This is a genomic window from Clostridium sp. Marseille-P3244 (assembly GCF_900120155.1).
Lineage (GTDB): Bacteria > Bacillota > Clostridia > Lachnospirales > Lachnospiraceae > Mediterraneibacter.
In genome coordinates this window covers 71348-98167 of the sequence record NZ_LT635548.1, presented here as the reverse complement: position 1 = coordinate 98167, position 26820 = coordinate 71348, and the positions used below count along the sequence as shown (strand labels likewise).

Annotated in this window: 31 protein-coding genes and 1 tRNA gene; 29 read left to right on the top strand and 3 right to left on the bottom strand. The window is 49.1% G+C overall.

All coding sequences use genetic code 11. From position 1 onward, the window contains the following. Positions 1-6: 6 nt before the first annotated feature. Complete coding sequence (locus BQ7367_RS00435; RefSeq protein WP_072523671.1) at positions 7-291, bottom strand: hypothetical protein; 285 nt, start codon at positions 289-291, stop codon at positions 7-9. Continuing rightward, complete coding sequence (locus BQ7367_RS00430) at positions 200-772, bottom strand: hypothetical protein (RefSeq protein WP_072523670.1); 573 nt, start codon at positions 770-772, stop codon at positions 200-202. The genes BQ7367_RS00435 and BQ7367_RS00430 overlap by 92 nt, the downstream gene beginning before the upstream one ends. A gap of 142 nt (positions 773-914) precedes the next feature. Between BQ7367_RS00430 and BQ7367_RS14520 the strand changes: the two genes are divergently transcribed. The 10 genes from BQ7367_RS14520 (at position 915) to BQ7367_RS00385 (ending at position 13723) form a co-directional block, all read left to right on the top strand. After that, the gene (locus BQ7367_RS14520; RefSeq protein ID WP_200786663.1) at positions 915-1064 is read left to right on the top strand and encodes a hypothetical protein; all 150 of its coding nucleotides are present in this window, start codon (positions 915-917) and stop codon (positions 1062-1064) included. Positions 1065-1311: 247 nt separating this feature from the next. Next, positions 1312-1860 (top strand): signal peptidase I, encoded by a 549-nt coding sequence (locus tag BQ7367_RS00425; RefSeq protein ID WP_072523669.1) that lies wholly within the window; start codon positions 1312-1314, stop codon positions 1858-1860. A gap of 2 nt (positions 1861-1862) precedes the next feature. Continuing rightward, complete coding sequence (locus BQ7367_RS00420; protein WP_072523668.1) at positions 1863-2648, top strand: SipW-dependent-type signal peptide-containing protein; 786 nt, start codon at positions 1863-1865, stop codon at positions 2646-2648. 98 nt (positions 2649-2746) lie between these two features. Further along, positions 2747-3322, top strand: coding sequence for a hypothetical protein (locus BQ7367_RS00415; RefSeq protein WP_072523667.1), 576 nt, complete (start codon positions 2747-2749; stop codon positions 3320-3322). 13 nt (positions 3323-3335) lie between these two features. After that, a complete protein-coding gene (locus BQ7367_RS00410) occupies positions 3336-8783 on the top strand; it encodes an RHS repeat domain-containing protein (RefSeq protein ID WP_072523666.1) in 5448 nt (1815 codons plus the stop codon). A 21-nt stretch (positions 8784-8804) separates the two neighbouring features. Next, positions 8805-9452: a hypothetical protein gene (locus tag BQ7367_RS00405; RefSeq protein WP_072523665.1), complete on the top strand. Its 648-nt coding sequence runs from the start codon at positions 8805-8807 to the stop codon at positions 9450-9452. Continuing rightward, positions 9449-11095, top strand: coding sequence for a hypothetical protein (locus tag BQ7367_RS00400; protein WP_072523664.1), 1647 nt, complete (start codon positions 9449-9451; stop codon positions 11093-11095). The genes BQ7367_RS00405 and BQ7367_RS00400 overlap by 4 nt, the downstream gene beginning before the upstream one ends. An 83-nt stretch (positions 11096-11178) precedes the next feature. Continuing rightward, positions 11179-12255 carry a hypothetical protein gene (locus BQ7367_RS00395; protein ID WP_072523663.1) on the top strand — a complete coding sequence of 359 codons (1077 nt, stop codon included), beginning with the start codon at positions 11179-11181 and terminating at the stop codon, positions 12253-12255. A gap of 27 nt (positions 12256-12282) precedes the next feature. Then, positions 12283-12771, top strand: a complete 489-nt coding sequence (locus BQ7367_RS00390) for an NfeD family protein (RefSeq protein ID WP_072523662.1) — start codon at positions 12283-12285, stop codon at positions 12769-12771. Next, the gene (locus BQ7367_RS00385) at positions 12764-13723 is read left to right on the top strand and encodes an SPFH domain-containing protein (protein WP_072523883.1); all 960 of its coding nucleotides are present in this window, start codon (positions 12764-12766) and stop codon (positions 13721-13723) included. The genes BQ7367_RS00390 and BQ7367_RS00385 overlap by 8 nt, the downstream gene beginning before the upstream one ends. Positions 13724-13818: 95 nt before the next feature. Here the strand turns inward: BQ7367_RS00385 and BQ7367_RS00380 are convergent, their stop codons facing one another. Continuing rightward, positions 13819-14031, bottom strand: coding sequence for a chorion class high-cysteine HCB protein 13 (locus tag BQ7367_RS00380; protein ID WP_072523661.1), 213 nt, complete (start codon positions 14029-14031; stop codon positions 13819-13821). A gap of 134 nt (positions 14032-14165) precedes the next feature. Between BQ7367_RS00380 and BQ7367_RS00375 the strand changes: the two genes are divergently transcribed. The 19 genes from BQ7367_RS00375 to BQ7367_RS00290 all read left to right on the top strand — a co-directional run bounded on the left by BQ7367_RS00375 (position 14166) and on the right by BQ7367_RS00290 (position 26820). Beyond that, the gene (locus BQ7367_RS00375; RefSeq protein WP_072523882.1) at positions 14166-15074 is read left to right on the top strand and encodes a S8 family peptidase; all 909 of its coding nucleotides are present in this window, start codon (positions 14166-14168) and stop codon (positions 15072-15074) included. 89 nt (positions 15075-15163) lie between these two features. After that, complete coding sequence (ylxM, locus tag BQ7367_RS00370) at positions 15164-15514, top strand: YlxM family DNA-binding protein (protein WP_072523881.1); 351 nt, start codon at positions 15164-15166, stop codon at positions 15512-15514. Between the two features lie 13 nt (positions 15515-15527). Beyond that, complete coding sequence (gene ffh / locus BQ7367_RS00365) at positions 15528-16889, top strand: signal recognition particle protein (protein ID WP_072523660.1); 1362 nt, start codon at positions 15528-15530, stop codon at positions 16887-16889. Positions 16890-16972: 83 nt separating this feature from the next. Further along, the gene (rpsP, locus tag BQ7367_RS00360) at positions 16973-17218 is read left to right on the top strand and encodes a 30S ribosomal protein S16 (protein WP_072523659.1); all 246 of its coding nucleotides are present in this window, start codon (positions 16973-16975) and stop codon (positions 17216-17218) included. A 25-nt stretch (positions 17219-17243) separates the two neighbouring features. Continuing rightward, positions 17244-17471 (top strand): KH domain-containing protein, encoded by a 228-nt coding sequence (locus tag BQ7367_RS00355; protein WP_072523658.1) that lies wholly within the window; start codon positions 17244-17246, stop codon positions 17469-17471. A gap of 100 nt (positions 17472-17571) precedes the next feature. Next, positions 17572-18090 (top strand): ribosome maturation factor RimM, encoded by a 519-nt coding sequence (rimM, locus tag BQ7367_RS00350; RefSeq protein WP_072523657.1) that lies wholly within the window; start codon positions 17572-17574, stop codon positions 18088-18090. A 29-nt stretch (positions 18091-18119) separates the two neighbouring features. Next, the gene (gene trmD / locus BQ7367_RS00345) at positions 18120-18896 is read left to right on the top strand and encodes a tRNA (guanosine(37)-N1)-methyltransferase TrmD (RefSeq protein WP_072523656.1); all 777 of its coding nucleotides are present in this window, start codon (positions 18120-18122) and stop codon (positions 18894-18896) included. An 88-nt stretch (positions 18897-18984) separates the two neighbouring features. Further along, entirely contained in the window at positions 18985-19332 is a 348-nt protein-coding gene (rplS, locus tag BQ7367_RS00340) for a 50S ribosomal protein L19 (RefSeq protein WP_072523655.1), read from the top strand. 81 nt (positions 19333-19413) lie between these two features. After that, positions 19414-20076, top strand: a complete 663-nt coding sequence (lepB, locus tag BQ7367_RS00335; RefSeq protein WP_072523654.1) for a signal peptidase I — start codon at positions 19414-19416, stop codon at positions 20074-20076. Between the two features lie 31 nt (positions 20077-20107). Beyond that, positions 20108-20947, top strand: a complete 840-nt coding sequence (gene ylqF, locus BQ7367_RS00330) for a ribosome biogenesis GTPase YlqF (protein WP_072523653.1) — start codon at positions 20108-20110, stop codon at positions 20945-20947. A 23-nt stretch (positions 20948-20970) separates the two neighbouring features. Beyond that, on the top strand, positions 20971-21507 hold the full coding sequence (lepB, locus tag BQ7367_RS00325; protein WP_072523652.1) for a signal peptidase I: 537 nt from the start codon (positions 20971-20973) through the stop codon (positions 21505-21507). Next, positions 21500-22267, top strand: coding sequence for a ribonuclease HII (locus BQ7367_RS00320; RefSeq protein WP_083588830.1), 768 nt, complete (start codon positions 21500-21502; stop codon positions 22265-22267). Before lepB (BQ7367_RS00325) ends, BQ7367_RS00320 begins: the two co-directional genes overlap by 8 nt. Continuing rightward, entirely contained in the window at positions 22268-22624 is a 357-nt protein-coding gene (locus BQ7367_RS14200) for a YraN family protein (RefSeq protein WP_083588829.1), read from the top strand. It begins immediately after the preceding gene. A 50-nt stretch (positions 22625-22674) separates the two neighbouring features. Continuing rightward, positions 22675-23553 (top strand): peptidoglycan editing factor PgeF, encoded by an 879-nt coding sequence (gene pgeF, locus BQ7367_RS00315; RefSeq protein ID WP_072523651.1) that lies wholly within the window; start codon positions 22675-22677, stop codon positions 23551-23553. A 22-nt stretch (positions 23554-23575) separates the two neighbouring features. Further along, positions 23576-24562, top strand: a complete 987-nt coding sequence (locus tag BQ7367_RS00310; RefSeq protein ID WP_072523650.1) for a mechanosensitive ion channel family protein — start codon at positions 23576-23578, stop codon at positions 24560-24562. 57 nt (positions 24563-24619) lie between these two features. Then, a tRNA-Gly gene (locus BQ7367_RS00305) sits at positions 24620-24692 on the top strand. Between the two features lie 206 nt (positions 24693-24898). Next, positions 24899-25333, top strand: a complete 435-nt coding sequence (locus BQ7367_RS00300) for a MarR family winged helix-turn-helix transcriptional regulator (RefSeq protein ID WP_072523649.1) — start codon at positions 24899-24901, stop codon at positions 25331-25333. A 100-nt stretch (positions 25334-25433) separates the two neighbouring features. Continuing rightward, positions 25434-26282: a thymidylate synthase gene (gene thyA, locus BQ7367_RS00295; RefSeq protein ID WP_072523648.1), complete on the top strand. Its 849-nt coding sequence runs from the start codon at positions 25434-25436 to the stop codon at positions 26280-26282. A gap of 49 nt (positions 26283-26331) precedes the next feature. Then, complete coding sequence (locus tag BQ7367_RS00290) at positions 26332-26820, top strand: dihydrofolate reductase (RefSeq protein ID WP_072523647.1); 489 nt, start codon at positions 26332-26334, stop codon at positions 26818-26820.

Below are 26820 nucleotides of genomic sequence, written 5' to 3'. Positions count from 1 at the left end.
AAATTTTCAGGAGGTATGTTTCTGAAAGACCGCGCTGGCCATCCGTACAGTACGGTCGATCTGTTCCTGTTCCTTTTTGCTTTTCCCTTCTTTTAAAATTTCAAGAATGAGGTTTATTTCATCCGGTGAAAACCGGATTCCTTTTTTGTTGGCTCCTGTGATGAGAGCCAGCATAACAGGGGCCAGGTCTTTTCCGGATTTACCTGCCGTCTGTGAAGCGGCCATTTTGATCAGCTCCAGTTTCGCCGGATCCAGTTTCTTTATCGCCGGATTGTCCATCCACTCGTTCATCTGTATCATCTCCTTTCTCTTCGGAGTCTGCGGGCTGGGAAAACAGATCGCTGCAGGTCTCGAATATTTCTCTTTGTTCCGGCGTCAGCATACCGGAGAGGATCTCCATAGGATCAAAAGGCATACCATTTTCACCGGAGAGGTTCGTATCCTGCATGATCTCCATAACGGACATCATTTCTTTTAGATTGATTACCATATCCAGGGCAGCGGCTTCGCGGTGGTTCAGATAAGGCCGAAAACTGCTGAGAATATCCAGAGGAGTGCTGCTGTTACTGTCCCCGAATGCCTGGGCACTGACCCCTCCCGAACCACGGAACAGCCGGACAGTCTCTCTGAATTCCCGGAATTTGACAAAGGATGCCAGTACCTGCCGGCCGGATGCGGGGGCATACGGGATGAGCAGTTTTATTATCTGGAGCTTTGGCGATGTAACAAGTTCATCAAAAGGGGTCATGAATCCGGGATGATCGTTATCCATTCCACAGAGGCTCCTGAGTTTAGCGTTGTAAATATATATGTTCTTTGGGAGTTATTTATGAATCAGGAACAGGCTATGTACCGTAGCCTTCCGGAAAAGGATTCATAAAATATAAAAGAACAGAGAGAAAGGAATAGAAAAAATGTCAAGAAAGCTGATCATTGAAGGAAACGCGGTGTATGAAGTGGACGAGGAATGCATGCTGAGGCGGCGCCTGGATGACGAGAAGGATAAAAGGGATAAATATGCCGGGGATCGTAAGGATAACAAAAATGAGAACAGAAACAGATGACCGGAGATAAATGAAACAGCAGGGAGTGTGCCATTGCGGCACCTGCCCTGCTCAGAAAAAAGAGAGATATTTAAAATGTGAATGGGAATATGTTTTATATGTACTTTATGCAGAAAAAATGTGTAAAAATTACATTAAAATTAGTTATTCTTACAATACTAATTTACAAGTGCAAAAATAATGTGATAAAATAAGTGCAATAAGAAGGAGAAAGGAGTGAAGCTCGGTCAATGAAAAGAGAGCGGTTATGAGGAGAGCGTGGAATATCCTGTCCACTGTGATATTGATCGCGGTGGTTTTTCTGTTCATCGCATTCGCAGGCATCAGACTTGTCGGTCTGACTCCGTACATGGTGGCCAGCGCAAGTATGGAGCCAGAATATCCGGTGGGATCTCTGATCTATGTAAGAGAGATTTCTCCGCAGGAGATCAGGGAAGGGGATGTGATCACGTTTTATCTGGAAGACGGACAGACTGTGGCTACACATCAGGTCTACAAAGTTGACAGGAATGAGGAACTGTTCTATACACAGGGAATCAACAACAGAGATTCTGAAGGAAATATCCTTCATGATGCTTCCCCGGTGGCCTACAGCTCTGTATTGGGATGTCCTGCAGCTGTTATCCCGTATCTCGGATATGTGAATCATTTCTGCGCCACCGCGCCCGGAATTTATATATTGATCGGGACGGCGGTCCTGGTGCCGGTCATTTCGATCTTTATTGACAGATGGAACGGAAAAGAAGTACAAGACAGAAAAAAAGAAAAAAGTAATAAAAAGAAAAGGGGGACTTGAAAATGAGTTCTGGAACACGTAAAAACACAAAGAAAAAGTCCTGGGCGATCGCGCTGCTTTTAATCTGCCTGCTGCTGGCGGCGGTGGGAGGAACAATCGCCTGGCTGACGGCCAGGGATTCTCTGGTCAATGAATTTACAGTCGGAGATTTCAACGAGCCGACGACAGATCCGGATACAGAGGAACCTCTTCCGTCGGAGGACGGAGAAAAGCTGCAGGGACATCTGTACGAAAAGAACTGGGATCCGGATAACGCGAAATTACTTCCCGGCGGCAATGTGGCAAAAGACCCCAATGTAGGCATCGGAGACGGAAGTGAAGACGCATATGTTTACCTTTATGTAAAAAATCCAGCGGAAAATGGAGCGCTTTATTTTAAGCTCAACGACAACTGGAAGGCGGTAGACGGTTTTGTGACGAAAAAAGAGGGAGTGGAAACCGGGGATCCGGGATATGAAGACGGCGCAGCCTATTACATAGAGGGACTGTTTGTATACGTAGGTCCGTCAGGCGGTGACACGGCCGCCCGGCTGAGTACGGGAGATACCGGGAAAGACGCCTGGACAGGCACATTGTTTGATGAGGTATGGGTCGATGAGGGAGCAAAGAAAACAGATCTGACAGACGAAACAGGCAAAGTGCATGATATGGAAGTGACAGCGCTTCTGCATCAGGCGTCAGACGGCGAAGGAGGAAATCTGGAAGCTGACGCGGATACCTGGGCAAAGGATCAGGCAGGAAAGCTTGCCGGTGGAGTGGATGGAGTCGGTTCTGATGAAGGACTGTAATGACCATGCTTTAAAAACAGCCACGAGAATCAGAGAAATGATCCTGTACATAGATAAAAGATAAAGGAAACAGAGCAGGAAAAAGGAGAGACTGAGATATGAAAAAAGAGAGAAAAAATATCTTTATAGCATGTGCAATGGTATTTTTGGCTCTTGCCATATCTCAGTCTCTTGCGTTTCATACGGTAAATGTAGATACCGAGAGCATCGTGACTTTCGGAAATCTTGGATTGAAGATCCATGAAACGATGCTGGATGAGAACAACAGAGAAATTCCTTATTCACCGGAAAACAGCACCCCTCTGACCAGAGACGGCAGCCAAAGCCGCATTGTCCGGGTAGAAAATACCGGACGGCAGCCTATGTTTGTAAGAGTTTCACTGGATATGGAGGGGACAGACAGAAACGGGGAAATGATCGACAATGCGGACGCACTGGCCGGATACACATGGAACCAGACCGACTGGACATACAGTGACGGATGGTATTATTACAAGCGTGTGCTCGAGCCGGGAAGTGAAACGAAAGAACTCATGACGGAAGTCATGTTCGATATAGACCGGATTTCGGCAGAATATCCGGGAGGAAACTTTAAACTGGATATTTCCGCGCAGGGAGTCCAGAGTAAAAATAATGAAGATGAGGCCCTGAAGGCTGTTGGATGGCCAAGGTAGGAGGAAGACGAAAATGAGAGAGAAAATAATAAAATATTTGCTGGCAGCGGCCTGTGGATTTCTCTTCAGTGTTCTTTTCGCCTCCGGGGCGGCAACAGAAGCGCAGGCCCAGGAACGGGCGGCCCAGACGGTTGAGATCAGGGATGAGGAAGACCTTTGGCGGGTCGCTGCGCAGAGCCGGGGGTGGAATTTTGCGGGAGATACATTGACGCTTTTGAATGATATCGAACTTACATATGCAGGACATGAGGGAGAAGCGCTGACGATCGGGAATGCGGATCTTCCTTTTGCCGGTGTTTTTGAGGGGAACGGTTATACCATCACAGGATTGAAGTACGAGGAAGACCCGCTTACTCCCAGTGCGGATACAGGACTGTTTGGTTCTGTCAGAGGAGCCAGTATTCGGAATCTGGTTTTGAAAGACGCTGATATAGACGCGGATGTGCGCGGCGGCATCGCAGTCGGTTACTCAGAGGATTCCGAGATATCCGGCGTAAGAGTGGAAGGCGGCGGCCTGAGCGTGGCGGCTGCGGATAACGTGCTGCTGATCGGTACAGATCTGGGGATCAGAGGCGGAGGCATTGTGGGCGAAGCTAAGAATTCCGTTCTCTACAACTGCGAGGTGAGGGACTGCTTTATCCGTTCCAACAATACGGCAGGCGTGGCGGCTCTGGCCGGAAAACCCCTGACCCTTGGAGGGATCGCGGGGTGCGCGGAGGCTTCTACAATAGAATACTGCCGGGTGACCGGAGAAGATCCCTATGATACCGTTACGCCGGACGACAGTTCAGATAAGACCAGGATCAGTATTCACTATGATGTGGCAGTTGGCGCGCTGGGTGGAAATACACTTTACGTAGGAGGGATCGCGGGACGTATCTGGTCCGACGATGAAGGAACGGGGACAAAGATCATTGATTCCTTTTCCACAGCAGATATGTACTACTACTGCGCGACCTATGTCTCTGTCATAGGTGTCAACATCGGACATATCGGAGGAGTGACAGCAGAGGTGTGGGACAGTGGATGCGAGATCACCCGGTGCCACTACGCGGGGACGACGGCATCGGAGCAGTGGAATCCGATCCTGGTGATTCCGATCATTCAGAAAAATGTAAATATTGACGGTGTCGCGGATCTTTTTTCAGGAGATAAGAACAAGGTTACGGGGACCCACTTTAAACCGAGTCTGAATCCCGGTGTCGATATGGAGACGTTGGGAAGCTCTGCTTCTACGGGAACTGCCGGGCCATGGAGCGATGAACTGTATGAAAACCGGGACGCCTGGGAAGCAGAGGGATATGATTTTACCGGCAGTGAGCCAAGAGATTCTGCCTACAGTGACAGCCATGTCAACAAATGGGTCATGGACTACGATCTGGGGATTCCGGTACACGGGAATTCTGTCGCGGCTGATCTGGATTTCCCGGGAGCGGGAAGCGTGACCATTGACGGGACAGGACTTGTAAATGCGCCGGTGAGTACAGATGATCCTTATAATTTCGCGGTTCAGGGCTATCGTACATATGACAGTCAGATCAAGATTACAGCCGGGCTGACAGATGTGAACGGCCAGGAAGATGCTTTCCGTCTGGAGGGGTGGTATCTGAAGCGGGGCGGTGAGGCCGACAGAGGAACTGTGACAGATATCAGGTCATACTATGGGACGGTTACCGGGGATGAGGACAACAAAGTGGGAGAAGAGGACACTTATACGGCAGATACACAGGCGCCGGAAAAAGGACTGGAAAACGGGGACCTGTATGTGGCGCACTGCCAGGCACAGGTTTTGTTCCACGATATCAACGGTGCCGTCATTGACAGGTCTACGGGAGCGACAGAAGACACGGCAGATCTGTCGGATGATTACTATGACTATCAGGCGCAGATGGAAAGCAGGGAGCCTTTGAACCTTCCAGGAAACGGAAGTGAAGAATATAAGTTTTACGGATGGACAGACGTGCCAAAAGATGGGACTTTGGGCGGATATGCCGGGATTACGTCAGACGTACTGGAAGAGCTTCGGGCAGGCGGGCATATCTATCAGTCCGGAGATTCTGTGGAAAAGCCGCTGAAACTTTACCCGATTTATACAGATTTTAAAAATAATATTATAACTGTGATAGAAGGGTATGACGTTCAGGATGACGGGACCCCTGTTTACAGCCGGAGAACGGGCGTGGGCAGTACCACTACGGAAGTAGATGAAAACGGGGAAATCCAGATCTGTGCTTTGCCGGAAAGCGGTGTTGACTGGGAAACGGCGGGTTATGTGTTCCGAGGCTGGTATGAAGTGCCGGAAAACACCGCCGATTATAATAATCCTGTGGATGCCGCCGGGAATTCCTATCCGGGCATCCTGCTCACAAAAAGCACGGAATATAAACTGGCCGATGTAGATTTCTCAAGAAAGCATGTGTATGTGGCCAGGTTCGAGTACAGGGTGGACTATTATGTGGAACCACAGGGGGTCAACGGATGGGAGGAAATCTGGGACAGCTCACAGCCATATTACAGCGACTGGCAGACATACAACAGCCCATTTAAAGATCTGGACGGACCTGCCTTTATGAGAGAGACAGTGGTACACTGGGGGAATCAATACAGAAAAGACGATTCGGCTGAAAGCTGTACAGACTATTACACTCCGGATAACCTGAGGATCACATCACCGTTTCGTGTGTATTCTCATACTACAAATCAGGGGTCCGGCGGCAATACAAATTATAATATCTATGTTGACACAGATTTCCCCGGTTCCGGATATATAGAGGATATCAGCAGAGGGACAGATGAGATATACTGTGAATTTATTTTCACCCCGGACAGCAGCCGGTATCATCTGCTCTTCTGGACGCTGGAAAGAGAGGGCGGACTGCTTGACGGGGCATGGTCATATGCAGGCAGCGGAAGCGAAAGACATCTGGAAACATATGTGTCAGCCGCAAATAACTATAAAGGCCGGGCATTTGTAACGGCGGATCTCCGTTTCTATCAGAAAGGAAGAACTGAGGGGCAGGAGTATGATACGGTGACCCGGAGATACGGGGATCCTGTATTCCTGGAAACGGAATTTACAGAGGATTTCTATTATCCGCATATATATACGGATGAGCGGGTGGACGCGAGGACAGAGGAAAGGGAAACGATAGAGACTTCATTTACCGCGCGTCCTTCGCCGGAGCCTGAGGATCTGACCGGTGACGGATACTGCTTTCTGGGATGGATCGACGGCAGCATCAGCCAGGCGGAGAAAGATTATATTTATGATGTGGAGGGAGATGAGTACTGTACTTCTGACGCCAGAAAAGTGATCCCGTATCTTCTGGACGAAGAGACCCTGCTGGTCACCGAGGCCATGGATCTTTATCCCGTGTATGTAAAGCCGGAGATTATAAGAACGACAAATATCGCGGAGAAAGGTGTGGCTTCCGTGGGAGATTATGTCCTGAACCTTCCGGAAGATCCGGCGTTCTTACTGAAGGACGGAAGTACGACAGATGTTACGCTGGAGGGACTTACGATCCATGATGACGGTACGGCTTCCTTTACGCTTGTGGTGGAAGACGGAAAGACACCGGTCTATGACGGGGCGGAACAGACATATCAGTTTGACCGTCTGGAAGCTGTCACTTCAGATGGAAAAAGAACCATTCTCCAGCCGGATGCCGGCAGTAACGGGCTCACCTTTACGGTAGAGAATCTGCCCCTGGGGCAGTCATGTAAATATATTGCGTACTATGAACCTCTTCTCGTTATCTATCATCTGAATGACGACGAGACAGACGTGGAATTCCGTAATACCGGGGAGAGCCTCGGAGCCGCGCCGCAGCCGCTGTATTCTTCAGATGAAGTGGGTACCGGCTATAGTCTGGCGGGCTGGACGACAGAAAAGCCCAATATAGGCGGCAGGCAGTATTATCTGCTGGACAGCTATGATGACCTTACCGGCATTCCTGTGGTACGGCCGGAAGACCGGGTGACCGACATAATGGAGCTGTACCCGGTATATGCTCCGGTGAAGATACAAGTCTGTTCCAATATTGACAGTCTGCTGACCGAAGCGGAAAAACAGGCGCTCCGATATTTAAACAGTGATCTGATTGCGGGAACCGTTACAGTAAACGCGCAGGATTCCACAACGGTGGCCGGCCGGAATTATGTATTCACAGGCTGGAAGAAAGTGGAACAGGATATCAGGACGGATTTTTCAGAAGACCGGACCGCGGTGGTGGAAACTGTTTTTGAGGAGGCCATCTACGAGGCTCAGTACGAGACGGGATATACAGTGAATTATCACACTTTTAATGAAAGTGGGGAGGATGAGATTCTCTGGAGTGTTCTGATCAGTGAGCATGCTGACAGAGCGCAGGAAGGAAACGCAGGATTTGTTCATGAAATAACGGTGACAAGACCGGATCCGGACGACCCGGATGAGACGATCAGCGAAGAAATAACGGTTCCCTATGACATAACTGCGTTTGAAAAGATCAGCAGCAGTCTTACGGGAAAGGAATCTTTTGAAGAATGGCAGTGGGTGAAACCGGATGGGACCTGTCTGTCCTGGGCTGAATTCAGCGGGGAGCCGGTAAGAGAGGATATGGAACTGTATCCGGTCATCTGGAAGACGGAAGTGACCCGTACAGACGAGAGGGATCCGTCTCAGACAGTGGATCTTCTCACAGACGGGAGTGTGATTTTGCAGGTGGATTTTGAACCGGAAAATGAGGACGGATCTGCCGCAGATGAGGAAGCAGTGGTCAATATTAATTTCAGCGGAGTCTATGCGTGGCCGGACCTGAAAGTGACTGTCACGAGACAGCAAGGGGCAACGGCCGGATTTACAGGAGTAAGGGATATTCCTGTAAATATATATTCAGAATATACAGTGATCCCGCCGGAGGATCCGACAGATCCGGACGCACAGCCTGGGATATCCAAAAAGCTGCTGGCATCCGGAAAGACCGACGATATGGGGATTGCAGAATTCAGTTTTGAAGGAGAACTGGTCCTCAAAAAGGAACTGAGTTCGAAAGGAGAGGACTTCGACGGACAGCCGTATATCTTTACAGTTTCCCGGTTGAATGAGAACGGTGAGGTGACAGATTCCACGAAAGTGGTTGTCAGGGCCGGAGAGGATGTGACTATGAAACTTCCCTTCGGGACATATTCTGTGGAGGAAGAAAGCGGCTGGGCATGGCGGTATGTACCGGAGTATACGGTAGACACCAGTCCTCCGGAAGAAGCAGGAAACCGGGTGAAGTCAGAATACGGAGAATCCGGGGGAAATACCGGGGTGGACGCAGATCCGCGGGAGTTGTCCGGAAGCGTGTATATCAACAGTCGGGTATCCACCGTGATCTGCAGGAACAGTATCAGTTCGGAACATGATAAATGGTTTGATCATGGCACCGATAAAGAAAATGTATTTGGGATTGTGGACAGTCTGGACGGAAAATAAACAGTGACTGGAGGAAAAGGCATGACATCAGGCAGACGCCGGAGAAGGCACAGAGGGAAAAAGAAAAATCACATATATATCCTTATTACGGTCCTGGCGGTGATCTGTGCCGGGACGGCCGGTATAACCCTGGCTTACCTCTCCGGTCAGTCCAGGCTGACAAACCATTTTGGGATCGCTGAGGTCTCGGCAGAGGTGGAGGAAGATGTATTTGACAGTGCTTCCGGAATTAAGGAGGGTGTGTCGATCAAGAATACAGGGACGACCTCTGCATATATCCGTGCCACTGTAACGATATACTGGAAAGATGAAGATCAGAACATACTGTGGGGAACGCCGGAGGAAAACGTGGATTATAAGATTCTCTGGAATCTGGGTACAAATCCGGGGGCCGGAGGTTGGATAAAGGGAGCCGACGGATATTATTATCACACAACACCGGTAGAAGAAAACACGGATACGGCAGAACTGATCCAGAGCTGTGTGGAACAGAATGCGGCAGGCCACAGGGAGGAAGGAAAATACCTTGTCGTGGATATTGCGGCGCAGGCGATCCAGGCAGAACCTGCGCAGGCAGTCCTTGAGGCATGGGACAGCGCTGTGACCGGAGTAGATGACGGTGGGGTGCTTACGGTCCATACAGAGGATACAGGAGGTGGGAACGGATGATGAATATGAGAAAATATGGTTCTGCTCTGCTCTGCGCGGGACTGCTTCTGATTTTCGGGGGAAATTTATCTGCTTTTGCGGCAGAACAGCCCGTGGTGATCTATGATGGCCAGACCAGGGAATTTAGATTTGAAAATACAGAAGATACAGATCTGTTTCCGGAGTTTAAAGAGATGATGCCTGGGGACAGTACAGTACAGAATATTGCGGTGAGAGTCGAGAATACGGAGGGGCCGGTGGATGTCTATCTGACTCCGGGAAAAGACACGGAAGAACTCCCCGGGATTTTTCAGAATGTGACGATGGAAGTGCGCGCGGACGGCAGTCTTATATCTGAGGGAGCTCTGGGGGACACGGACGAAACGGCGGAGGGAGTAAAGCTGTTTACATTCGAAAGTCCGGGAGAAAAAGAACTGGAAGTTACATTGAAAATTTCCAAAGAGGCCGGAAATGAACTGATGGACGCCAAGGCATCTATAGACTGGACATTTACTGTGCAGGACTACGGAGACGGAAATACAGTGAGGATCAGGGCGATGGATCTGACGGCATATACAGGAGGAAACTCAATGAGCGGGGACAGTTTTCCGACGGCCCGCTATTTCGTAGGAACTCCGGATAACGTGGATCTGTCGGACCTGATATTTTATATAGACGGAGCAGCCCCTTTTCGGATCGAAGAGGGGGATGGCGTTCTGATCCAGGAACTGGAAGAAGTATTTTATCATAGTTCCGAAGAGATACCGGTGACGCCCAGCGAGGATGACAGAACAGCCGGTATCTATACGATCGGAATCAAAGAAGAAGGGCACCTGACCGCGGTGTCTGACAAAGTGACATACAATGTAGAGTATGAACCGGGCACTCTTACAGTACGCTATGTCTCGGATCCGGAAGGGATCCTGGAGGGGCAGAAGGATATTGCCGTGCCTGTACGAAAAGACATGGCAGAAGAAGAGGTCGTTTTGCCTAAGGGTATGGCAGTGGGAGTAATTTCTGGAGATACTATGCTGCGCACCAATGGGAAATGGGCCGTTACGGGACTGACTGAAGAAGATGGAGAAGGGCAGATCGCTCTGCTCTGTGATGATATTCTCTCTCTTGGGACAGATGTGGAGAGCCGGATCGAACAGCTTACAGAGCGGGCAGAAGATTTTCTTGCGGACTCAGGATATTCATTAGAGGAAAGAAATTATGAATATCGATATCTGGATTTGATTAACGAGCATGATGGAAATGTATGGGTCAGCTCTTCCAAGGGAGTGGATGTCTACTATCCTTATCCGGAGGGGACATCCTATGAGACAGCAGACAAGACCGCATTTCTGATCCTTCATTATAAAGGGCTGCACAGAGAATATGGTTTCCGGCCGGGTGAAGAGATCAATGAGCTGATCGCAGACAGCAGGATAGAGATTCTAGATGCAGAGGCGACCCCCGCCGGACTGAAATTTCATGTGCCGGAAAGTGGGTTTTCTCCTTTTGCCGTTACATGGCAGCCTGCCGAAATCGCGTCGGCCGCGGCGAAGACCGGAGACTCTCTGCAAGGGCCCTGGTGGGGAACCGCATGTGTGAGTGCGTGTGTTCTGCTGCTGACCACAGTTTATATCAGGAAAAACAGAGCCTCCAGGAGGCATGACTGATTTACAAATTTATCAGGTGTGTGATATGATAAGTGCATAAGTTCAATTTAATGGGAGGATTTTTGTAAAGAGGCAGTGAGAAAATGGCAGCAAAATGCAGATTATGCGGAGGGAAACTGAAACAAAACAGATGCGAACTGTGCGGGCTCGATAATTCTATCTATGACCGGGAAGAGCGGGAACTCTACAGAAGACAAAAAGATATTTCATCTAAAGCGGCGGGCCGGACAAACGTTTCTGTGGGGACCCGCACCGTTGCGTCCAAAAAATCGGGGACAACTTCCGGTTCTGCCGTGCATACAGGAACCGGAGCGCTGCGAAAGAGATCCCTGCAAGGCAAGAAGAGAATCACAGGGATTACAGTGACCGTGATTTTATTCGTTATGCTGGCAGGGTTGATCCCGGCTTTGTTACAGGGAGCCGGGACAGTTCTGGAAGGGATTTTTGACGGGCAGGGAGAATCCTACAGTTTATCAGAAAATTATTCGTATGTTTCGGAAGATGACCCATATGCGTATGTGACCCGGGAGATTCCAGATACAGGAAGCTCCTATGAGACGTTGATCGGAAGCGGCGTTTATCAGATTGGCGTACATATACCGGAAGGGACTTACCGGATCGAATTGTGGGGCGGGAGCGGCGGCGTAATGCTGGATGATTACGACAATATTATTTTCGAATATGATTCCTTCGGGGAGGAGGAAGAGTATGGTGAGGTGACGCAGAAGGATGATGTACGGATGTATAACGGCGCGCGGCTGACTGTGGACGGCGGGGTCGTTATACGGATCTCCACTTCCAATGCCCAGCCGTTAGTCCGGGAGATAACGGAGAATCCCAATCAGGAGACAATTATTCTTGAAGAGGGGAGTTATGTGGCCGGAGAGGCATTCTCAGAGGGAATGTACAATATCTGTCCGGAAAATGAAGAGGATCTGTTCCTCTATGTGACGGTATCTTATCCCAGTGAGAATACGGATTATTTTTATCCGGAAATCAACACATATGAGGCCGACGGTGAACGTTATGAAGAAAACGGTGTAAGAAATGTGGTTTTTCCGGCCGGAACACAGATCGAAGTGGAAGGCGGAACCGTAATGCTGGAGCCCAGCGCGGAATACTATGAAATTAATTATGATAATTATCCGGCGGGATATTGACGGATAAAATTCTGGGGAGGTATCTATATGGTGATAGAGGCGGCGATCTTGTCGACATCAGCACTGAGTCTGATCTGGCTGGGGATTTTTATCATTCTGCTGGTGATTGAAATATTTACAGTAGGATTGACTACAATCTGGTTTGCGGGCGGAGCGCTTGCGGCCATGGCCGCAAATCTGCTTGGTGTGGATCTGGTATGGCAGATCATCATTTTTCTGGCAGTATCCCTTCTGCTGCTTATCTTTACCCGTCCATGGGCAGTCAAGCATCTGAACCGGAAGCGGCTCAGGACCAACTATGAAAGTGAGATCGGAAAGATCATACGAATTACGGAAAGAGTGGATAATTTAAGTCAGACAGGGAAAAGTATCGTGGACGGGCAGGAATGGACCGTACGCGCGAAGGAAGATACAGAGATCCTGGAAAAGGGTGACACTGCGGTGGTGGTGGCTGTTTCCGGGGTGAAACTTATAGTAGAAAAGGTAAAGGAGGGAAAAAATGAACGGAATGTTTAGTTTTATCAGTATCGGAGGAATATTATTTCTTATTCTGATCGTGATCGTCGTGCTTGTTTTGATTTCCTGTGTAAAGATCGTACATCAGGCGCAGGCTGTTGTGGTAGAACGTCTGGGAGCGTATCTGACAACATGGAATACAGGCCTTCATTTTAAATTGCCCATTATCGACCGGGTGGCGAGAAGGATCGATCTGAAGGAGCAGGTGGTGGACTTCCCTCCCCAGCCCGTGATCACGGAAGATAATGTGACGATGCAGATTGATACCGTTGTATTTTATCAGATCACAGACCCCAAGCTGTTCTGTTACGGTGTGGCAAATCCGATTATTGCCATTGAAAATCTGACAGCCACCACGCTCAGGAATATCATAGGAGACCTGGAGCTGGATCAGACGCTTACTTCCCGTGAGACGATCAATACCAAGATGAGGGCAGAGCTGGATCTTGCCACGGACCCGTGGGGGATCAAGGTAAACCGGGTGGAGCTGAAAAATATTATCCCGCCGACAGCGATCCGTGATGCCATGGAAAAACAGATGAAAGCAGAGCGCGAGAGACGTGAGGCCATCCTGCGCGCGGAAGGAGAAAAGAAGTCCACTGTCCTTGTGGCAGAGGGGCAGAAAGAGTCCGTGATCCTGGAGGCGGAAGCTGAGAAACAGGCAGCTATCCTGCGGGCGGAAGCCGAAAAGGAAAAAATGATACGGGAGGCGGAAGGTGAAGCTGAGGCGATCCTGAAAGTTCAGCAGGCTACCGCTGACGGCCTGAGATTCCTGAAAGAAGCCGGCGCAGACAATGCGGTGCTGACCCTCAAAAGTCTGGAAGCTTTTGAAAAAGCGGCTGACGGCAGGGCGACGAAAATTATTGTTCCCTCCAAGATCCAGGAGATCGCGGGTCTGGTAAAGTCGATTACAGAAGTGGCTGCGGATGATGAGATGTCCGAAAAAGAATAAGAAAAGTATGAAGAAAGTGTGAACGGTGCCTGACCCCTTTTAAAAGGGGTCAGGCACCGTTTGTTTAAGCTGTCAGAATTGTTTCTGATTTTGAATCAGCATCCGCAGCCATTGCCGCCAAAACCGCCGCAGCAGCAAAGAAGCAGGATGATCCACAGGCAGCTGTCATTGCCGAATCCGTTTCCGCTAAAGCCGTTGCCGCCGCATCCGCCGCAGCAGCAGAGAAGCAGGATGATCCACAGGCAGGAAGACATTCCATTTCCATTGTCGCATCCACATCCACAGTTTGTAGCAGTTAAATCACTCATGTTAAATCCTCCAGTTGGGTTATTATTTACAGTTTTATATTATGCAGCGGAGAAAAAAGTGTTCTGCTTATGTATTTAAGATACTGACGGAAATCGTCATCCGGGAATATTCTGATAAAAAAAGGTATTTATTTATGAGATGGGTAAAACAGTCAGTCGGATATTGGTGTAAAGATATAATGAGTGGAAACTATCTGGGAAAGGGGATCTGTGCGGCGGTTCTGGATACCGGGATAAGCGGACATCCGGATCTGAGGGGCAGGATCAGGGGTTTCCGTGATTTTGTCGGAAATTCAGCAAACTATTATGATGACAGCGGGCATGGGACTCATGTGGCGGGGATCTTGTGTGGCAGCGGGGAAATGTCGTCCGGTCTCTATGGGGGGATGGCACCTGAGGCAGAGCTTCTGGTAGGAAAAGTTCTGGATCACGAAGGGAACGGAAATGTGGAGAATGTTCTAAGGGGGATCGACTGGGTCTTACAGGTAAAAAGCGAGCACGATATCCGGATCGTAAATATTTCTGTCGGTACTCAGCCAGATCTTGCTGCCTGCCAGAAACAACGTTTTCTCGGCGCGGTGGAGGACCTCTGGGACAGTGGGATTGTGGTTGTTGTATCCGCGGGGAATTACGGGCCGGAAGAGGGGACCGTAGCAGTGCCGGGCAACAGCCGTAAAGTGATCACTGTGGGAGTACCGGATACCGAACTTCCTGTCGTTTCCAGGAGAAAAAGAAGAGTAAACTATTCCGGACGGGGGCCTACCGGTGACTGTGTCATAAAACCGGATGTATTTGCGCCGGGGACGGGGATCATCAGCTGCAATGGACGGTATGGCCGGCCGGGAGAACATCCTTATACAATGAAAACAGGCACGTCCATGGCTACTCCGGTTGTCTCAGGAGCGATCGCGTGTCTTTTGTCAAAATATCCGGATATGACCAATGTAGAAGTAAAATTAAGTCTCAGGAATTCCTGTGTGAAAAACCCGGGAACGGAATCCGGATGGGGAATGTTGAATGTAGAACGCCTGCTGAAAGTATGACAATGCACAGATGTAAAGAAAAAATACTTGACATCACATTTTCTTTCCTGTATGATAGCTAAGGCAGCAGCATGATAAAGGGAACAGCAATGAATAAGATTTTAGAGCAGACTTTATTATACGATTTTTACGGAGAACTACTCACTCCCCATCAGAAAGAGATCTATGAACAGTTTGTCCTTGATGACCTTTCGCTCAGCGAGATCGCGGAGGGAGCCGGCATCAGCAGGCAGGGAGTTCATGATCTTGTCAGACGGTGCCAGAAGGCTCTTGAGGAATATGAAGAAAAACTTCGCCTGGTGGAGAGGTTCCTCTCGATTAAAGAAAAGGTCGGGAAGATCGACCGGATACTGGAACAGTGGGAAGAGAAAAAAGAGGACCCGGAGGAGATCGTGAAACAGATACGGACTATTTCAGCCGGGATCATAGAAGAGTTATAGAGGAGTCACATAAATGGCATTTGACAGCTTAACCGAAAAACTTCAGAATGTGTTCCGAAACCTGCGAAGCAAAGGAAGGCTTACGGAAGATGATGTGAAAGCCGCGTTAAAGGAGGTCAAGATGGCGCTCCTTGAGGCGGATGTCAATTTCAGGGTCGTCAAAGGATTTATCAGGGATGTCCAGGAGCGGGCCGTGGGGCAGGATGTGATGAACGGTCTGAATCCGGGACAGATGGTTATCAAGATCGTAAATGAAGAACTTGTGAAGCTGATGGGGTCCGAGACCACTGAGATAAAACTGCAGCCCGGCAGCGCGATGACCGTCATTATGATGGCAGGTCTGCAGGGAGCCGGAAAGACTACCACGGCCGCGAAACTGGCGGGGAAATTTAAATTAAAAGGGAAGAAACCTCTGCTCGTGGCCTGCGACGTTTACCGTCCCGCGGCCATCAGACAGCTGCAGATCAACGGAGAGAAGCAGGGTGTGGAAGTGTTTTCCATGGGAGACAAGAACCGTCCGGCGGATATTGCGAAAGCCGCTCTCCAACATGCTGTGAAAAACAGCAATAATATCGTGATCCTGGATACAGCAGGGCGTCTTCATATTGATGAAGATATGATGGCAGAACTCCAGGAGATCAAAGAAGCGGTGGAAGTCCATCAGACGATCCTCGTAGTGGATGCCATGACGGGACAGGACGCGGTGAATGTAGCCGGGACATTTAATGAAAAGATCGGCATCGACGGCGTTATCGTCACCAAACTGGATGGAGATACCAGAGGAGGAGCTGCCCTGTCCATTAAGGCTGTGACCGGAAGACCGATTCTCTATGTGGGAATGGGAGAGAAGCTTTCGGATCTGGAACAGTTTTATCCGGACCGGATGGCATCCCGGATCCTGGGGATGGGAGATGTCCTGACCCTGATCGAGAAAGCGGGAGCTGAGCTGGATGAGGAACAGGCCATGAAGATGGCTGACAAGGTGAAAAAAGCTCAGTTTGATTTTGATGATTATCTTGAGAGCATGAAACAGATGCGCAAGATGGGCGGCCTTTCCAGTATCATGAGCATGATGCCGGGCCTGGGTGGTCTTGGAGGAAAAGGCAAGATGCCGGACCTTGACACAGAAGAAAATGAAAAAAGGATGGCAAGGATGGAGGCCATGATCCATTCTATGACTCCGGAGGAAAGGAGAAATCCGGAACTTCTGAATCCTTCCAGAAAGCACAGGATCGCCAGAGGAGCCGGTGTGGATATCTCCGAGGTAAACCGGATGGTAAAACAGTTCAACGAGTCCAGGAAGATGATGAAGAAACTTCCGGGCATGATGGGTGGAAGAGGTGGCAAAAAGGGCAGGTTCAGGCTTCCCTTTTGACACATAGATCCTGCTGAAGGAAATGTGCGACAGATCCGACGGCAGACAAACAATAAAAATAATAAAAACAGAGGTGAAAGAAAATGGCAGTAAAGATCAGATTGAGAAGAATGGGACAGAAGAAGGCTCCTTTTTATAGAATCGTAGTAGCTGACTCCAGGTCCCCGAGAGACGGAAGATTTATCGAGGAGATCGGAACATATGATCCGAATCAGGAGCCGAGCGCGATCAAGGTCGACGAGGAAGCGGCAAAAAAATGGCTCAACAACGGAGCTCAGCCGACAGAAGTCGTAGGAAAGATCTTCAAGGCAGCAGGTATTGAGAAATAAGATATTTCCGCGGAGGTGCGCGTAAATGAAAGAATTAGTTGAAGTTATCGCAAAAGCTCTGGTAGACAATCCGGATGAAGTATCTGTAAATGAGAAAAAAGAAGGAAGGACTACCGTGCTCGAACTGCACGTCGCGGACGGCGACATGGGCAAGGTCATCGGCAAACAGGGCCGTATCGCAAGAGCGATCCGCTCGGTGGTAAAAGCAGCCGCGGCAAAAGAGGACAAGAGAGTCGTTGTCGATATTGTCTGAACTGTAGTGAAAAAGAGGGACAGCCTTCCACAGCGGAGGATCTGCCCCTTTCTTTTTCATCAGAAACAGAGATTACTTAAGATCGGGAAAGAGGATAGGAATGGAACAGTTTCTGCAGGTGGGAGTGATCTCTTCCACGCACGGAATACGGGGAGAAGTGAAGGTATTTCCCACAACGGATGACCCTTCCCGTTTTAAAAAATTGAAAAAAGTGTTTTTGGACACGGGTAAGATACGGCAGGGGGAAGAACGCATCGAGCTGGAGATCCAGTCAGTAAAGTTCTTTAAACAGTTCGTGATCGTGAAGTTCAAAGGCATTGATAATATAAATGATATAGAGAAATATAAGGGCAAAAGTCTTTTTGTGCCCAGAGAGGACGCAGTGCCCCTGGATACAGATGAGTATTACATCGCGGATCTGATCGGTATGGAAGTATTTACGGAAGAGGGAAGATTCGGAGTACTCAAAGATGTGATGGAGACCGGCGCGAACCAAGTATATATTATAGACTCAGACATACACGGAGAGGTACTCGTTCCGGCAATCAGGCAGTGCATCCTGAATGTGGATGTGGAAAGAAAACAGATGAAGATCCACATACTGGACGGGCTGATCTGAGGCAGCTGCGTGTGAAGGAGGAACACGGAATGAATTTTCATATACTGACACTGTTTCCGGAGATGGTCATGAACGGATTGAATACCAGCATCATCGGACGGGCCGTGAGTGCGGGAATCCTGTCTATTGAGGCAGTAAATATCCGGGATTACGCATTTAACAAACACCAGAGTGTGGATGACTATCCTTATGGCGGAGGAGCCGGGATGCTCATGCAGGCGGAACCGGTCTATCTCGCCTATAAAGCTGTGGAAGAGAAGATCACGAAGAAAGAAAGCGGCCGTCCCCGGGTTGTCTACCTGTCTCCCCAGGGTGATGTGTTCCATCAGAAAATGGCGGAAGAGCTGGCCATGGAAGAAGACCTGATCCTGCTCTGCGGTCATTATGAAGGAATCGATGAACGGGTTCTGGAAGAAATCGTGACGGATTATGTGTCTGTCGGGGATTATGTGCTCACCGGAGGAGAACTTCCGGCAATGGTCATGGTGGACGCGATCTCCCGCCTTGTTCCGGGCGTGCTGCACAATGACGTGTCCGCGGAATTTGAATCTTTTCAGGATAATCTTTTAGAATATCCGCAGTACTCCAGACCGGAAGAGTGGCATGGCAGGAAAGTGCCGGAAGTGCTTCTGTCCGGACATCACGCGAATATTGAAAAATGGCGCCGCGAGCAGTCCATCCTCCGGACATTTAAGAGACGGCCGGATCTGCTGGAAAAGTGCAGCCTGACAGACATGGAGCGAAAATGGCTGGAAGAACAGACGGGAAAAAGCGATTTAGGGCTTGAAAATCCTGCGGAAATATGATAAACTACAACAGTTGTGAAAAGAAGAGCGATGGTCCTCTGGCACAAAGTGGTGTTAAGAACGTCAAATATGAAGGAGGTCACACAAAATGAACGAGATCATTAAGAAGATCGAAGCTGAGCAGTTAAAAGAAAATGTACCCCAGTTCAATGTCGGCGATACAGTGAAGGTATATGCCAAGATCAAAGAGGGTAACCGTGAAAGAATCCAGGTATTTGAAGGCACTGTCCTGAAAAAGCAGGGCGGCGGTGCCCGCGAGACTTTCACCGTGAGAAAGACTTCTAACGGAATCGGGGTTGAGAAGACATGGCCGCTTCATTCTCCGCATGTGGAGAAAGTGGAGGTTGTCCGCAGAGGTAAAGTGAGAAGAGCGAAGCTGAACTACCTGAGAAAACGTGTAGGTAAGGCCGCGAAGGTAAAAGAATTAGTAAAATAGCAACAGTAAGAACAGTAAGAGGGACAATTACAGAACTGTATATTGTCCCTTTTTCAATATGACAGAACATCCGGAGGAGATATGCAGGGTCTTAATTTCCGAAAAAAGCGGAAACACACACAGAAGGGATCATATGGACGGAAGCGCAGGCCGGGCGGTCTGCGGTTTGAAGAAAAGAAAGCAGGCCCTCACTTTGCGGACGAACATCCCCGCAGAAGAAAGATAGAACCTGGAGCAGTGGTCGTATGGGCAGTGGAAATACTGATCGTGTGCATGGCGGCAGTTCTGCTGGTCGCGGCTTTCGGGCAGAGAGTGAGCACAGCGGGCGACTCTATGGCCCCTGAACTCCGGAACGGAGATGTGGTCCTGGTAAACAGGCTGATCTATAAAGTGAAAGGTCCGTCCCGGGGAGATATTGTCGTATTTCAACAGGAGGAAGACAGTCATTATTCTATTAAACGTGTTGTCGGACTTCCCGGAGAGACGGTCCAGATCGTAGAAGGAAGCCTGCTGATCAACGGGGAGGAGCCAGAGGGGGATCTACAGGTTTCGGAGATCGAATATGCCGGACTGGCAGAAGAACCCGTGGAACTGGGAGCGGATGAATATTTTGTCATCGGGGACAATCACGGGGCAAGTGATGACAGCCGTGATCCTGATATTGGAAATATAAAAAGAGAGGACATCTATGGAACTCCCTGGCTGATCGTTTCTCCGTGGGGGCATTTCGGCCGGATCGGATGATCCCGTTTCCGGGGATAAAAGGAGGAGAACAATGCATTTTCAGTGGTATCCGGGGCATATGACAAAAGCCCGGAGGATGATGCAGGAAAATATAAAGCTGATCGATCTGATCATCGAGCTGGTGGATGCTCGCGTGCCGCTTGGCAGCAGAAACCCGGACATTGATGAGCTGGGAAGAAACAAGTCCAGGATCATTCTGTTGAACAAGGCAGATCTTGCAGAGGATGCCGCAAATGATGAGTGGATTGATTTTTTTAAGAAAAAAGGATATTCTGCTGTCAAGGTAAATTCGAAAAGGGGAGCCGGAATCCGATCGATCCAGACGGTCATCCAGGAAGCATGCCGTGAGAAGACAGAGCGGGACCGGAAACGGGGGATACTCAACCGGCCGGTGCGGGCCATGGTAGTGGGGATCCCAAATGTAGGAAAATCTACTTTTATCAATACGCTGGCAGGGAAGGCCTGTACAAAAACCGGAAACCGGCCGGGAGTGACAAAGGGAAAACAGTGGATACGGCTCAATAAAAGTGTGGAGCTTCTGGATACACCGGGAATCCTCTGGCCTAAATTTGAGGATCAGGAGGTAGGTCTGAAGCTGGCTTTTATTGGTTCGATCAAGGATGAGATCCTTCAGACAGAAGAGCTGGCGGCAGAGCTGATAAAGTTTTTGAACAGGGCATATCCGGGTGTGCTGGAAGAAAAGTATTCCATCCCATCTACAGAAGATGCTTTTGACTGTCTGAGAAATATTGCCGAAAGCAGGCACTGTCTGGTACGGGGAAATGAATTTGACACAGAGAAAGCGGCGTCGATCCTTCTGGATGATTTCCGGGATGGAAGACTGGGGCGGATTACGCTGGAAAAGCCTTGAATACAGCGAGGAAGTGATTTAAAATGAAAGGCATCATAAGAGAACTCTTAGGCTGGCTGGTGTTTATCGCGGCCGTGGTGGCGGCGTCGTATCTGATCGTGACGTATGTGGGACAAAGGACCCAGGTAAGCGGCTTCTCTATGGAGACGACCCTCTCTGACGGGGATCAGCTTATCGTGGATAAGATATCATACCGGTTCCGGGACCCGAAACGGTATGATATAGTGGTTTTTCCATACCGTTACGAAGAGAATACATACTATATTAAACGCATTATCGGTCTTCCCGGTGAAACTGTGCAGATCGTAGACGGTTACGTGTATATAAACGGACAGATGCTGGATGAGCATTACGGAAATGAGGTCATGAAAGAAGCCGGCCTGGCAGCAGAACCGATTACCCTGGGAGCAGACGAGTATTTTGTGCTGGGGGACAACCGGAACAACAGTCAGGACAGCCGTTCAGTCAGTGTGGGAGTGATCCACAGAGAGGAACTGCTGGGCAGGGCATGGGTGAGGATCTGGCCCCTCAGTGATTTTGGAGTGATAAAACATGAGTAAAAGTATCGCGCAGATAAAGACAGAGTTTGAACACGCCTCTGTGGAAGAACGAAAGAAGCTGTACCAGGTGTATGCGCAGGATGACCGTCAGGGAGTACGGAATCTGATCGACAGATACAGAAAAAAAGAAGAAGCGCTGCAGGCAGAAAGAAAGCGGCTCGATGGCATGAAGATCTACGAGAAAAAGTATGAAGACTCCGGGCTGATCTGCGGGATCGACGAGGCGGGAAGAGGGCCTCTCGCAGGGCCGGTGGTGGCCGGCGCGGTCATACTGCCGAAGGACTGTGAGATCCTTTATCTCAACGATTCTAAAAAGCTTTCTCCGGTAAAGCGGGAAGCTCTTTACGATGAGATTATGGAAAAAGCGCTGGCTGTTGGCGTGGGCATGGCTTCGCCGGCCCGGATCGATCAGATTAATATTCTTCAGGCTACATATGAAGCCATGAGGACTGCCGTTGCAAAACTGGGGGTAACACCGGATATCCTTTTAAATGACGCGGTTACGATCCCCGGGATCGGGATCAGACAGGTTCCTATTATCAAAGGAGACGCCAAGAGTGTTTCTATCGCGGCTGCCAGCATTATCGCCAAGGTTACAAGGGACCGGCTGATGGCGGAGTATGACAGGATCCTGCCGGGTTATGGATTTGCCCGTCATAAGGGTTATGGATCGAAGGAACATATTGAGGCGATACAGACTCTGGGGCCAACCCCCATCCACAGGAAATCTTTCATCAAAAATTTTATGGGCGGTGAATGAGTGGCTGAGAGGAAAAATAAAAGGCAGACTGGCGCGGCTTATGAACGGGCTGCCGGATATTATCTGGAACAGCTGGGATTTGAGATTCTGGAATATAACTACAGGTGCAGAGCAGGAGAGATCGATATCATTGCGAAAGACGGAGATTATCTTGTATTCTGCGAAGTCAAATACCGGTCAGATTCCAGGGCGGGAAGTCCGGCTGAAGCTGTGGACTGCAGGAAACAGAGGACGATCTTCCGGTGTGCCATGCAGTATCTGACACAGCGGCATCTGGAAGAGATGCCCTGCCGTTTTGATGTGATCGGGATAGAAGGTACGGAAGTGACATATATTAAAAACGCATTTACTGGTTGAAGGATGGGTGCACCGTCTGACGGCGGTGGGATCTGCGGGAAGATAATAAGATGAGTCTGGGACTGAACTATAAAAACAAAAAACATATATTTGACGAAATTTGTGACGGGACAGAGGGACATCCGCCTTATCTGGAGTATCCTCTGCTCCGGGAGACAGGTATTGTCCGCCACGGATTTTCCACCCGCTTGGGCGGGGCCAGCAGAGGATGTTACGCGTCTTTGAATCTGAGTTTTGACCGGGGAGATGATCCGGAGGCAGTGAAGGAAAATTTTCGGCGTATCGGGAACGCGCTGGGAGTGGACTGTAACGACATGGTCCTGTCAAAGCAGACGCATACGACCAATGTACGGGTCGTGACAGAAAAAGACCGGGGGAAAGGGATCACGCGTGACAGGGATTACACAGATGTAGACGGCCTTATAACAAATGTCCCCGGTCTTTGCCTGGTGACTTCCTATGCGGACTGTGTACCGCTGTATTTTGTGGATCCGGTGAAAAAGGTCATCGGACTGAGCCATTCGGGATGGCGGGGAACGGTCGGGAAGATTGGCCGTAATACTATAGAGATTATGAATGAGAAGTTCGGATGCGATCCGTCGGATATCCTGGCGGCGGTAGGTCCGTCTGTGTGCATGGACTGTTATGAGGTAAGCGAAGAAGTGATCGACAGATTCCGGGAGGCTTTTGAAGAACGATACTGGGAACAGCTTTTTTACAGAAAGCCGGACGGAAAATATCAGCTGGATCTCTGGAAGGCAAACCAGATCATTTTTCTGGAGGCGGGGATCCGTCCAGAGCATATCGCTGTGACAAATGTGTGTACCCACTGTAACAGCAGGATCCTCTATTCCCATCGCGCTGCCGGGAATAAAAGAGGAAACCTGTGCGCGTTCCTGGCGCTGAAGCGGCAGGATGAGGAAAGATGATTTACAAGAGGAGACTAAGCTTATGATGGCAAAGTATATGGTGCTGCTGGCAGGGAATATGTTTTATAAGGCGACTGCCGGAACTGCCGATGTAACCGATGGATCGCTGGAAGATGTTCTGGAATCCGCTGAACAGGTTACTACAGACGCGACCAGGGAAGTGAACCGGTTCATACAGTTTTTTCAGGATCATCTGCCGGATATCGCGGCATTTGGGATAAAAGTGCTTTTGGCGCTGGTCTTTTTCTTTGTCGGGAGTAAAGTGATCAAATGGATACGCAAGCTCATACGCAGGTCATTTGAGCGGAGCAACGCGGACACGGGAGTCAGCCAGTTTGTGGATTCCATGCTGAAATTTGGACTGTATGCGCTGCTGATCTTCATGATCGCGACGAATTTTGGCGTAGAATCTTCGTCTGTAGCCGCGTTGATCGCTTCCGCAGGAGTGGCCATCGGCCTGGCGCTGCAGGGCAGTCTGTCTAATTTCGCGGGAGGCATCCTGATCCTTCTGCTGAAGCCTTTCGCGGTGGGAGATTATATTGTTGTTCCCCAGGAAGGAGTCGAGGGTACAGTAAAGGAGATCCAGATATTCTATACAAAACTGGCTACAGTGGACAATCAGACAGTGGTCGTCCCGAACAGTATCCTGACCAATAACAGCCTGACAAATGTGACTGCCAGACCAGAGCGTAAACTGGACTTAAAGGTAGGTATCTCTTATGACGCGGACCTGAAAAAGGCAAAAAAGCTGGTGGAAGATATGCTGTATCAGGACCCTTCTATTAAACAGGACGAAGAAATCAGAGTATTTGTGGATTCCCTTGGTGAAAGTTCCGTAGTGATCGGGCTTCGGGCCTGGGTTAAGACAGAGGAATACTGGGCTACCCGGTGGAGGCTTCTGGAAGGGATCAAGCTCAATTTTGACGCGGAAGGTATTGAGATACCATACAATCAGCTTACCGTGCACATGAAAAATGAAAACCCGAAAAATCCTGAAAAAAACTGTTGACATTTTAAAATTAATATAGTATAGTATCTATTGTTCTGATTGCCGGAACATAGAAATGCGACAGTGGCTCAGTTGGTAGAGTACGACCTTGCCAAGGTCGGGGTCGCGGGTTCGAACCCCGTCTGTCGCTCTCCAGAGAACAGCTGTTAAAATAATTATCTGAGAGATGAGGGTAATTATTTTAGCAGCTGTTTTTGTCATACCGGAAACGGAAGCGTTGACACTCTATGGCAAAATTCGTATAATATTTTCAGTGTGGACAAAAAAGAGCAGAACAAAAACTATTTTTCAGAAAAACGATGCAGCGACGGTTCCGGAACAGGAGAGATGTACAGAATGGAGAAGAGAGAACAGCCCATCGGATTTATGATAAAGCAGATCAATAATGTGTACGAGAAGGATCTGAATGAGCGGTTGAAAAATATCGGGATCACTTCCTCACAGTGCGCTGTCCTGGATTATCTTTTCCATACCAGCAGAGAAGAGATAAGTCAGAGGGATGTGGAAAAAGCTCTTAATCTGAAAAATCCTACCGTAACAGGAATCCTCAAACGTCTGGATGAGAAAGGTTATATTCTGTGCGTTCCCAGTACAAAGGATAAACGCAGAAAAAATATATATCTTACCGAAAAGGCCTATGATATCCAGAAGCGTATGGAGACGGACCGGAGGAAACTGGACCGGGAACTGACCCGGGGAATGACAAGAAGAGAAATACACGCTTTAAGGAAAAATCTTGAGAAATTGTTGTACAATATAGCTGATCCATAAGAATTAACAGGAAACTTTGAAAAAAGGGGACAGGTACTTTTTAAAAGGGGCCTGACCCCTTTTTAAAGAATCGTCAGAAAATTCAGTAAAGGAGAAAAGAATGAGTTACGCGGATAAGGTGTTTATTGAGATGTGCAGGGATATCATTGACAACGGCACAAGTACGGAGGGAGAGAAAGTACGGCCTGTGTGGGAGGATGGGACTCCTGCCTACACGATCAAGAAATTCGGTGTAGTGAACCGCTACGATCTTTCAAAGGAATTTCCGGCGCTGACACTTCGCAGGACAGCCATTAAAAGTTGTGTGGACGAGATGCTCTGGATCTGGCAGAAGAAATCCAATAACATCCATGAGCTGAAAAGTCATATCTGGGACAGCTGGGCAGATGAAAAAGGTTCCATCGGCAAAGCCTATGGCTACCAGATGGGGGTAAAGCACCAGTATAAGGAAGGGATGATGGATCAGACGGACCGTGTGATCTTTGATCTGAAAAATAATCCGTACAGCAGGAGGATCATGACGAACATCTACGTGCATCAGGACCTCCATGAGATGAACCTGTATCCCTGTGCGTACAGCATGACGTTTAATGTGACGAAGGAAACGGACAGTGATGTACTTACTCTCAACGGGATCCTGAACCAGCGTTCCCAGGATGTGCTTACGGCAAATAACTGGAATGTGTGTCAGTACGCGGTACTGATCTATATGCTGGCCCAGGTGTGCGGCATGAAGGCGGGCGAGTTCGTCCATGTGATCGCGGACGCGCATATCTATGACCGGCACATACCGATGATCGAAGAGCTGATCGCAAGAGAACCCCTTCCGGCGCCCTCATTCTGGCTAAATCCGGAGATCACGGATTTTTATGAGTTCACGCCGGATGATGTGCGTCTGGACAATTATGAGACGCATCCGCAGATCCGCAATATACCGGTAGCCGTATAGTTCCTGTGTTATTTAAGAAGAACAGTTATTAAGAAAGGCAGTTGTTATTATGAAAGCAATACTCTCAGCAGACACAAACTGGGGAATCGGGAATAAGAACAAACTTCTCGTCAGTATTCCCTCTGATATGAAATTCTTCCGGGAGACGACCACAGGGAACGTGGTTGTGATGGGAAGGAAGACACTGGAAAGTTTTCCGGGAGGGCTCCCTTTAAAGAACCGGATCAATATCGTTCTGACAGGAAACAAAGATTATAAGGTCAAAGACGCTGTGATCGTGCACAGCGAGGAAGAGCTTATGGAAGAACTGAAGAAATATAATACGGACGATATTTATGTGATCGGAGGGGAAAGTATTTACCGTATGATGCTTCCCCACTGCGATACAGTGTATGTGACAAAGATTGACCGGGCGTTTGAGGCGGATACGTTCTTTCCCGATCTGGATGAGATGGAAGAGTGGGAAATGACGGAAGAAGGGGAGGAACAGACCTGTTTTGACCTTACATTCTGTTTTACCACATATAAGCGGAGATAG

Excerpts from the sequence above, each read along its gene's own strand:
- BQ7367_RS00375 (WP_072523882.1), top strand. The coding sequence starts at position 14,166 with ATGAGATGGGTAAAACAGTCAGTCGGATATTGGTGTAAAGATATAATG.
- BQ7367_RS00385 (WP_072523883.1), top strand. The coding sequence starts at position 12,764 with ATGTTTAGTTTTATCAGTATCGGAGGAATATTATTTCTTATTCTGATC.
- BQ7367_RS00425 (WP_072523669.1), top strand. The coding sequence starts at position 1,312 with ATGAGGAGAGCGTGGAATATCCTGTCCACTGTGATATTGATCGCGGTG.
- ffh (WP_072523660.1), top strand. The coding sequence starts at position 15,528 with ATGGCATTTGACAGCTTAACCGAAAAACTTCAGAATGTGTTCCGAAAC.
- trmD (WP_072523656.1), top strand. The coding sequence starts at position 18,120 with ATGAATTTTCATATACTGACACTGTTTCCGGAGATGGTCATGAACGGA.
- BQ7367_RS00405 (WP_072523665.1), top strand. The coding sequence starts at position 8,805 with ATGACATCAGGCAGACGCCGGAGAAGGCACAGAGGGAAAAAGAAAAAT.
- BQ7367_RS14520 (WP_200786663.1), top strand. The coding sequence starts at position 915 with ATGTCAAGAAAGCTGATCATTGAAGGAAACGCGGTGTATGAAGTGGAC.
- BQ7367_RS00420 (WP_072523668.1), top strand. The coding sequence starts at position 1,863 with ATGAGTTCTGGAACACGTAAAAACACAAAGAAAAAGTCCTGGGCGATC.
- ylxM (WP_072523881.1), top strand. The coding sequence starts at position 15,164 with ATGAATAAGATTTTAGAGCAGACTTTATTATACGATTTTTACGGAGAA.
- BQ7367_RS00435 (WP_072523671.1), bottom strand. The coding sequence starts at position 291 with ATGAACGAGTGGATGGACAATCCGGCGATAAAGAAACTGGATCCGGCG.
- thyA (WP_072523648.1), top strand. The coding sequence starts at position 25,434 with ATGAGTTACGCGGATAAGGTGTTTATTGAGATGTGCAGGGATATCATT.
- BQ7367_RS00430 (WP_072523670.1), bottom strand. The coding sequence starts at position 772 with ATGGATAACGATCATCCCGGATTCATGACCCCTTTTGATGAACTTGTT.
- BQ7367_RS00300 (WP_072523649.1), top strand. The coding sequence starts at position 24,899 with ATGGAGAAGAGAGAACAGCCCATCGGATTTATGATAAAGCAGATCAAT.
- ylqF (WP_072523653.1), top strand. The coding sequence starts at position 20,108 with ATGCATTTTCAGTGGTATCCGGGGCATATGACAAAAGCCCGGAGGATG.
- pgeF (WP_072523651.1), top strand. The coding sequence starts at position 22,675 with ATGAGTCTGGGACTGAACTATAAAAACAAAAAACATATATTTGACGAA.
- lepB (WP_072523654.1), top strand. The coding sequence starts at position 19,414 with ATGCAGGGTCTTAATTTCCGAAAAAAGCGGAAACACACACAGAAGGGA.
- rplS (WP_072523655.1), top strand. The coding sequence starts at position 18,985 with ATGAACGAGATCATTAAGAAGATCGAAGCTGAGCAGTTAAAAGAAAAT.
- BQ7367_RS00290 (WP_072523647.1), top strand. The coding sequence starts at position 26,332 with ATGAAAGCAATACTCTCAGCAGACACAAACTGGGGAATCGGGAATAAG.
- BQ7367_RS00400 (WP_072523664.1), top strand. The coding sequence starts at position 9,449 with ATGATGAATATGAGAAAATATGGTTCTGCTCTGCTCTGCGCGGGACTG.
- BQ7367_RS00390 (WP_072523662.1), top strand. The coding sequence starts at position 12,283 with ATGGTGATAGAGGCGGCGATCTTGTCGACATCAGCACTGAGTCTGATC.
- BQ7367_RS00320 (WP_083588830.1), top strand. The coding sequence starts at position 21,500 with ATGAGTAAAAGTATCGCGCAGATAAAGACAGAGTTTGAACACGCCTCT.
- BQ7367_RS00415 (WP_072523667.1), top strand. The coding sequence starts at position 2,747 with ATGAAAAAAGAGAGAAAAAATATCTTTATAGCATGTGCAATGGTATTT.
- BQ7367_RS00310 (WP_072523650.1), top strand. The coding sequence starts at position 23,576 with ATGATGGCAAAGTATATGGTGCTGCTGGCAGGGAATATGTTTTATAAG.
- BQ7367_RS00380 (WP_072523661.1), bottom strand. The coding sequence starts at position 14,031 with ATGAGTGATTTAACTGCTACAAACTGTGGATGTGGATGCGACAATGGA.
- rpsP (WP_072523659.1), top strand. The coding sequence starts at position 16,973 with ATGGCAGTAAAGATCAGATTGAGAAGAATGGGACAGAAGAAGGCTCCT.
- BQ7367_RS00395 (WP_072523663.1), top strand. The coding sequence starts at position 11,179 with ATGGCAGCAAAATGCAGATTATGCGGAGGGAAACTGAAACAAAACAGA.
- BQ7367_RS00410 (WP_072523666.1), top strand. The coding sequence starts at position 3,336 with ATGAGAGAGAAAATAATAAAATATTTGCTGGCAGCGGCCTGTGGATTT.
- BQ7367_RS00355 (WP_072523658.1), top strand. The coding sequence starts at position 17,244 with ATGAAAGAATTAGTTGAAGTTATCGCAAAAGCTCTGGTAGACAATCCG.
- rimM (WP_072523657.1), top strand. The coding sequence starts at position 17,572 with ATGGAACAGTTTCTGCAGGTGGGAGTGATCTCTTCCACGCACGGAATA.
- lepB (WP_072523652.1), top strand. The coding sequence starts at position 20,971 with ATGAAAGGCATCATAAGAGAACTCTTAGGCTGGCTGGTGTTTATCGCG.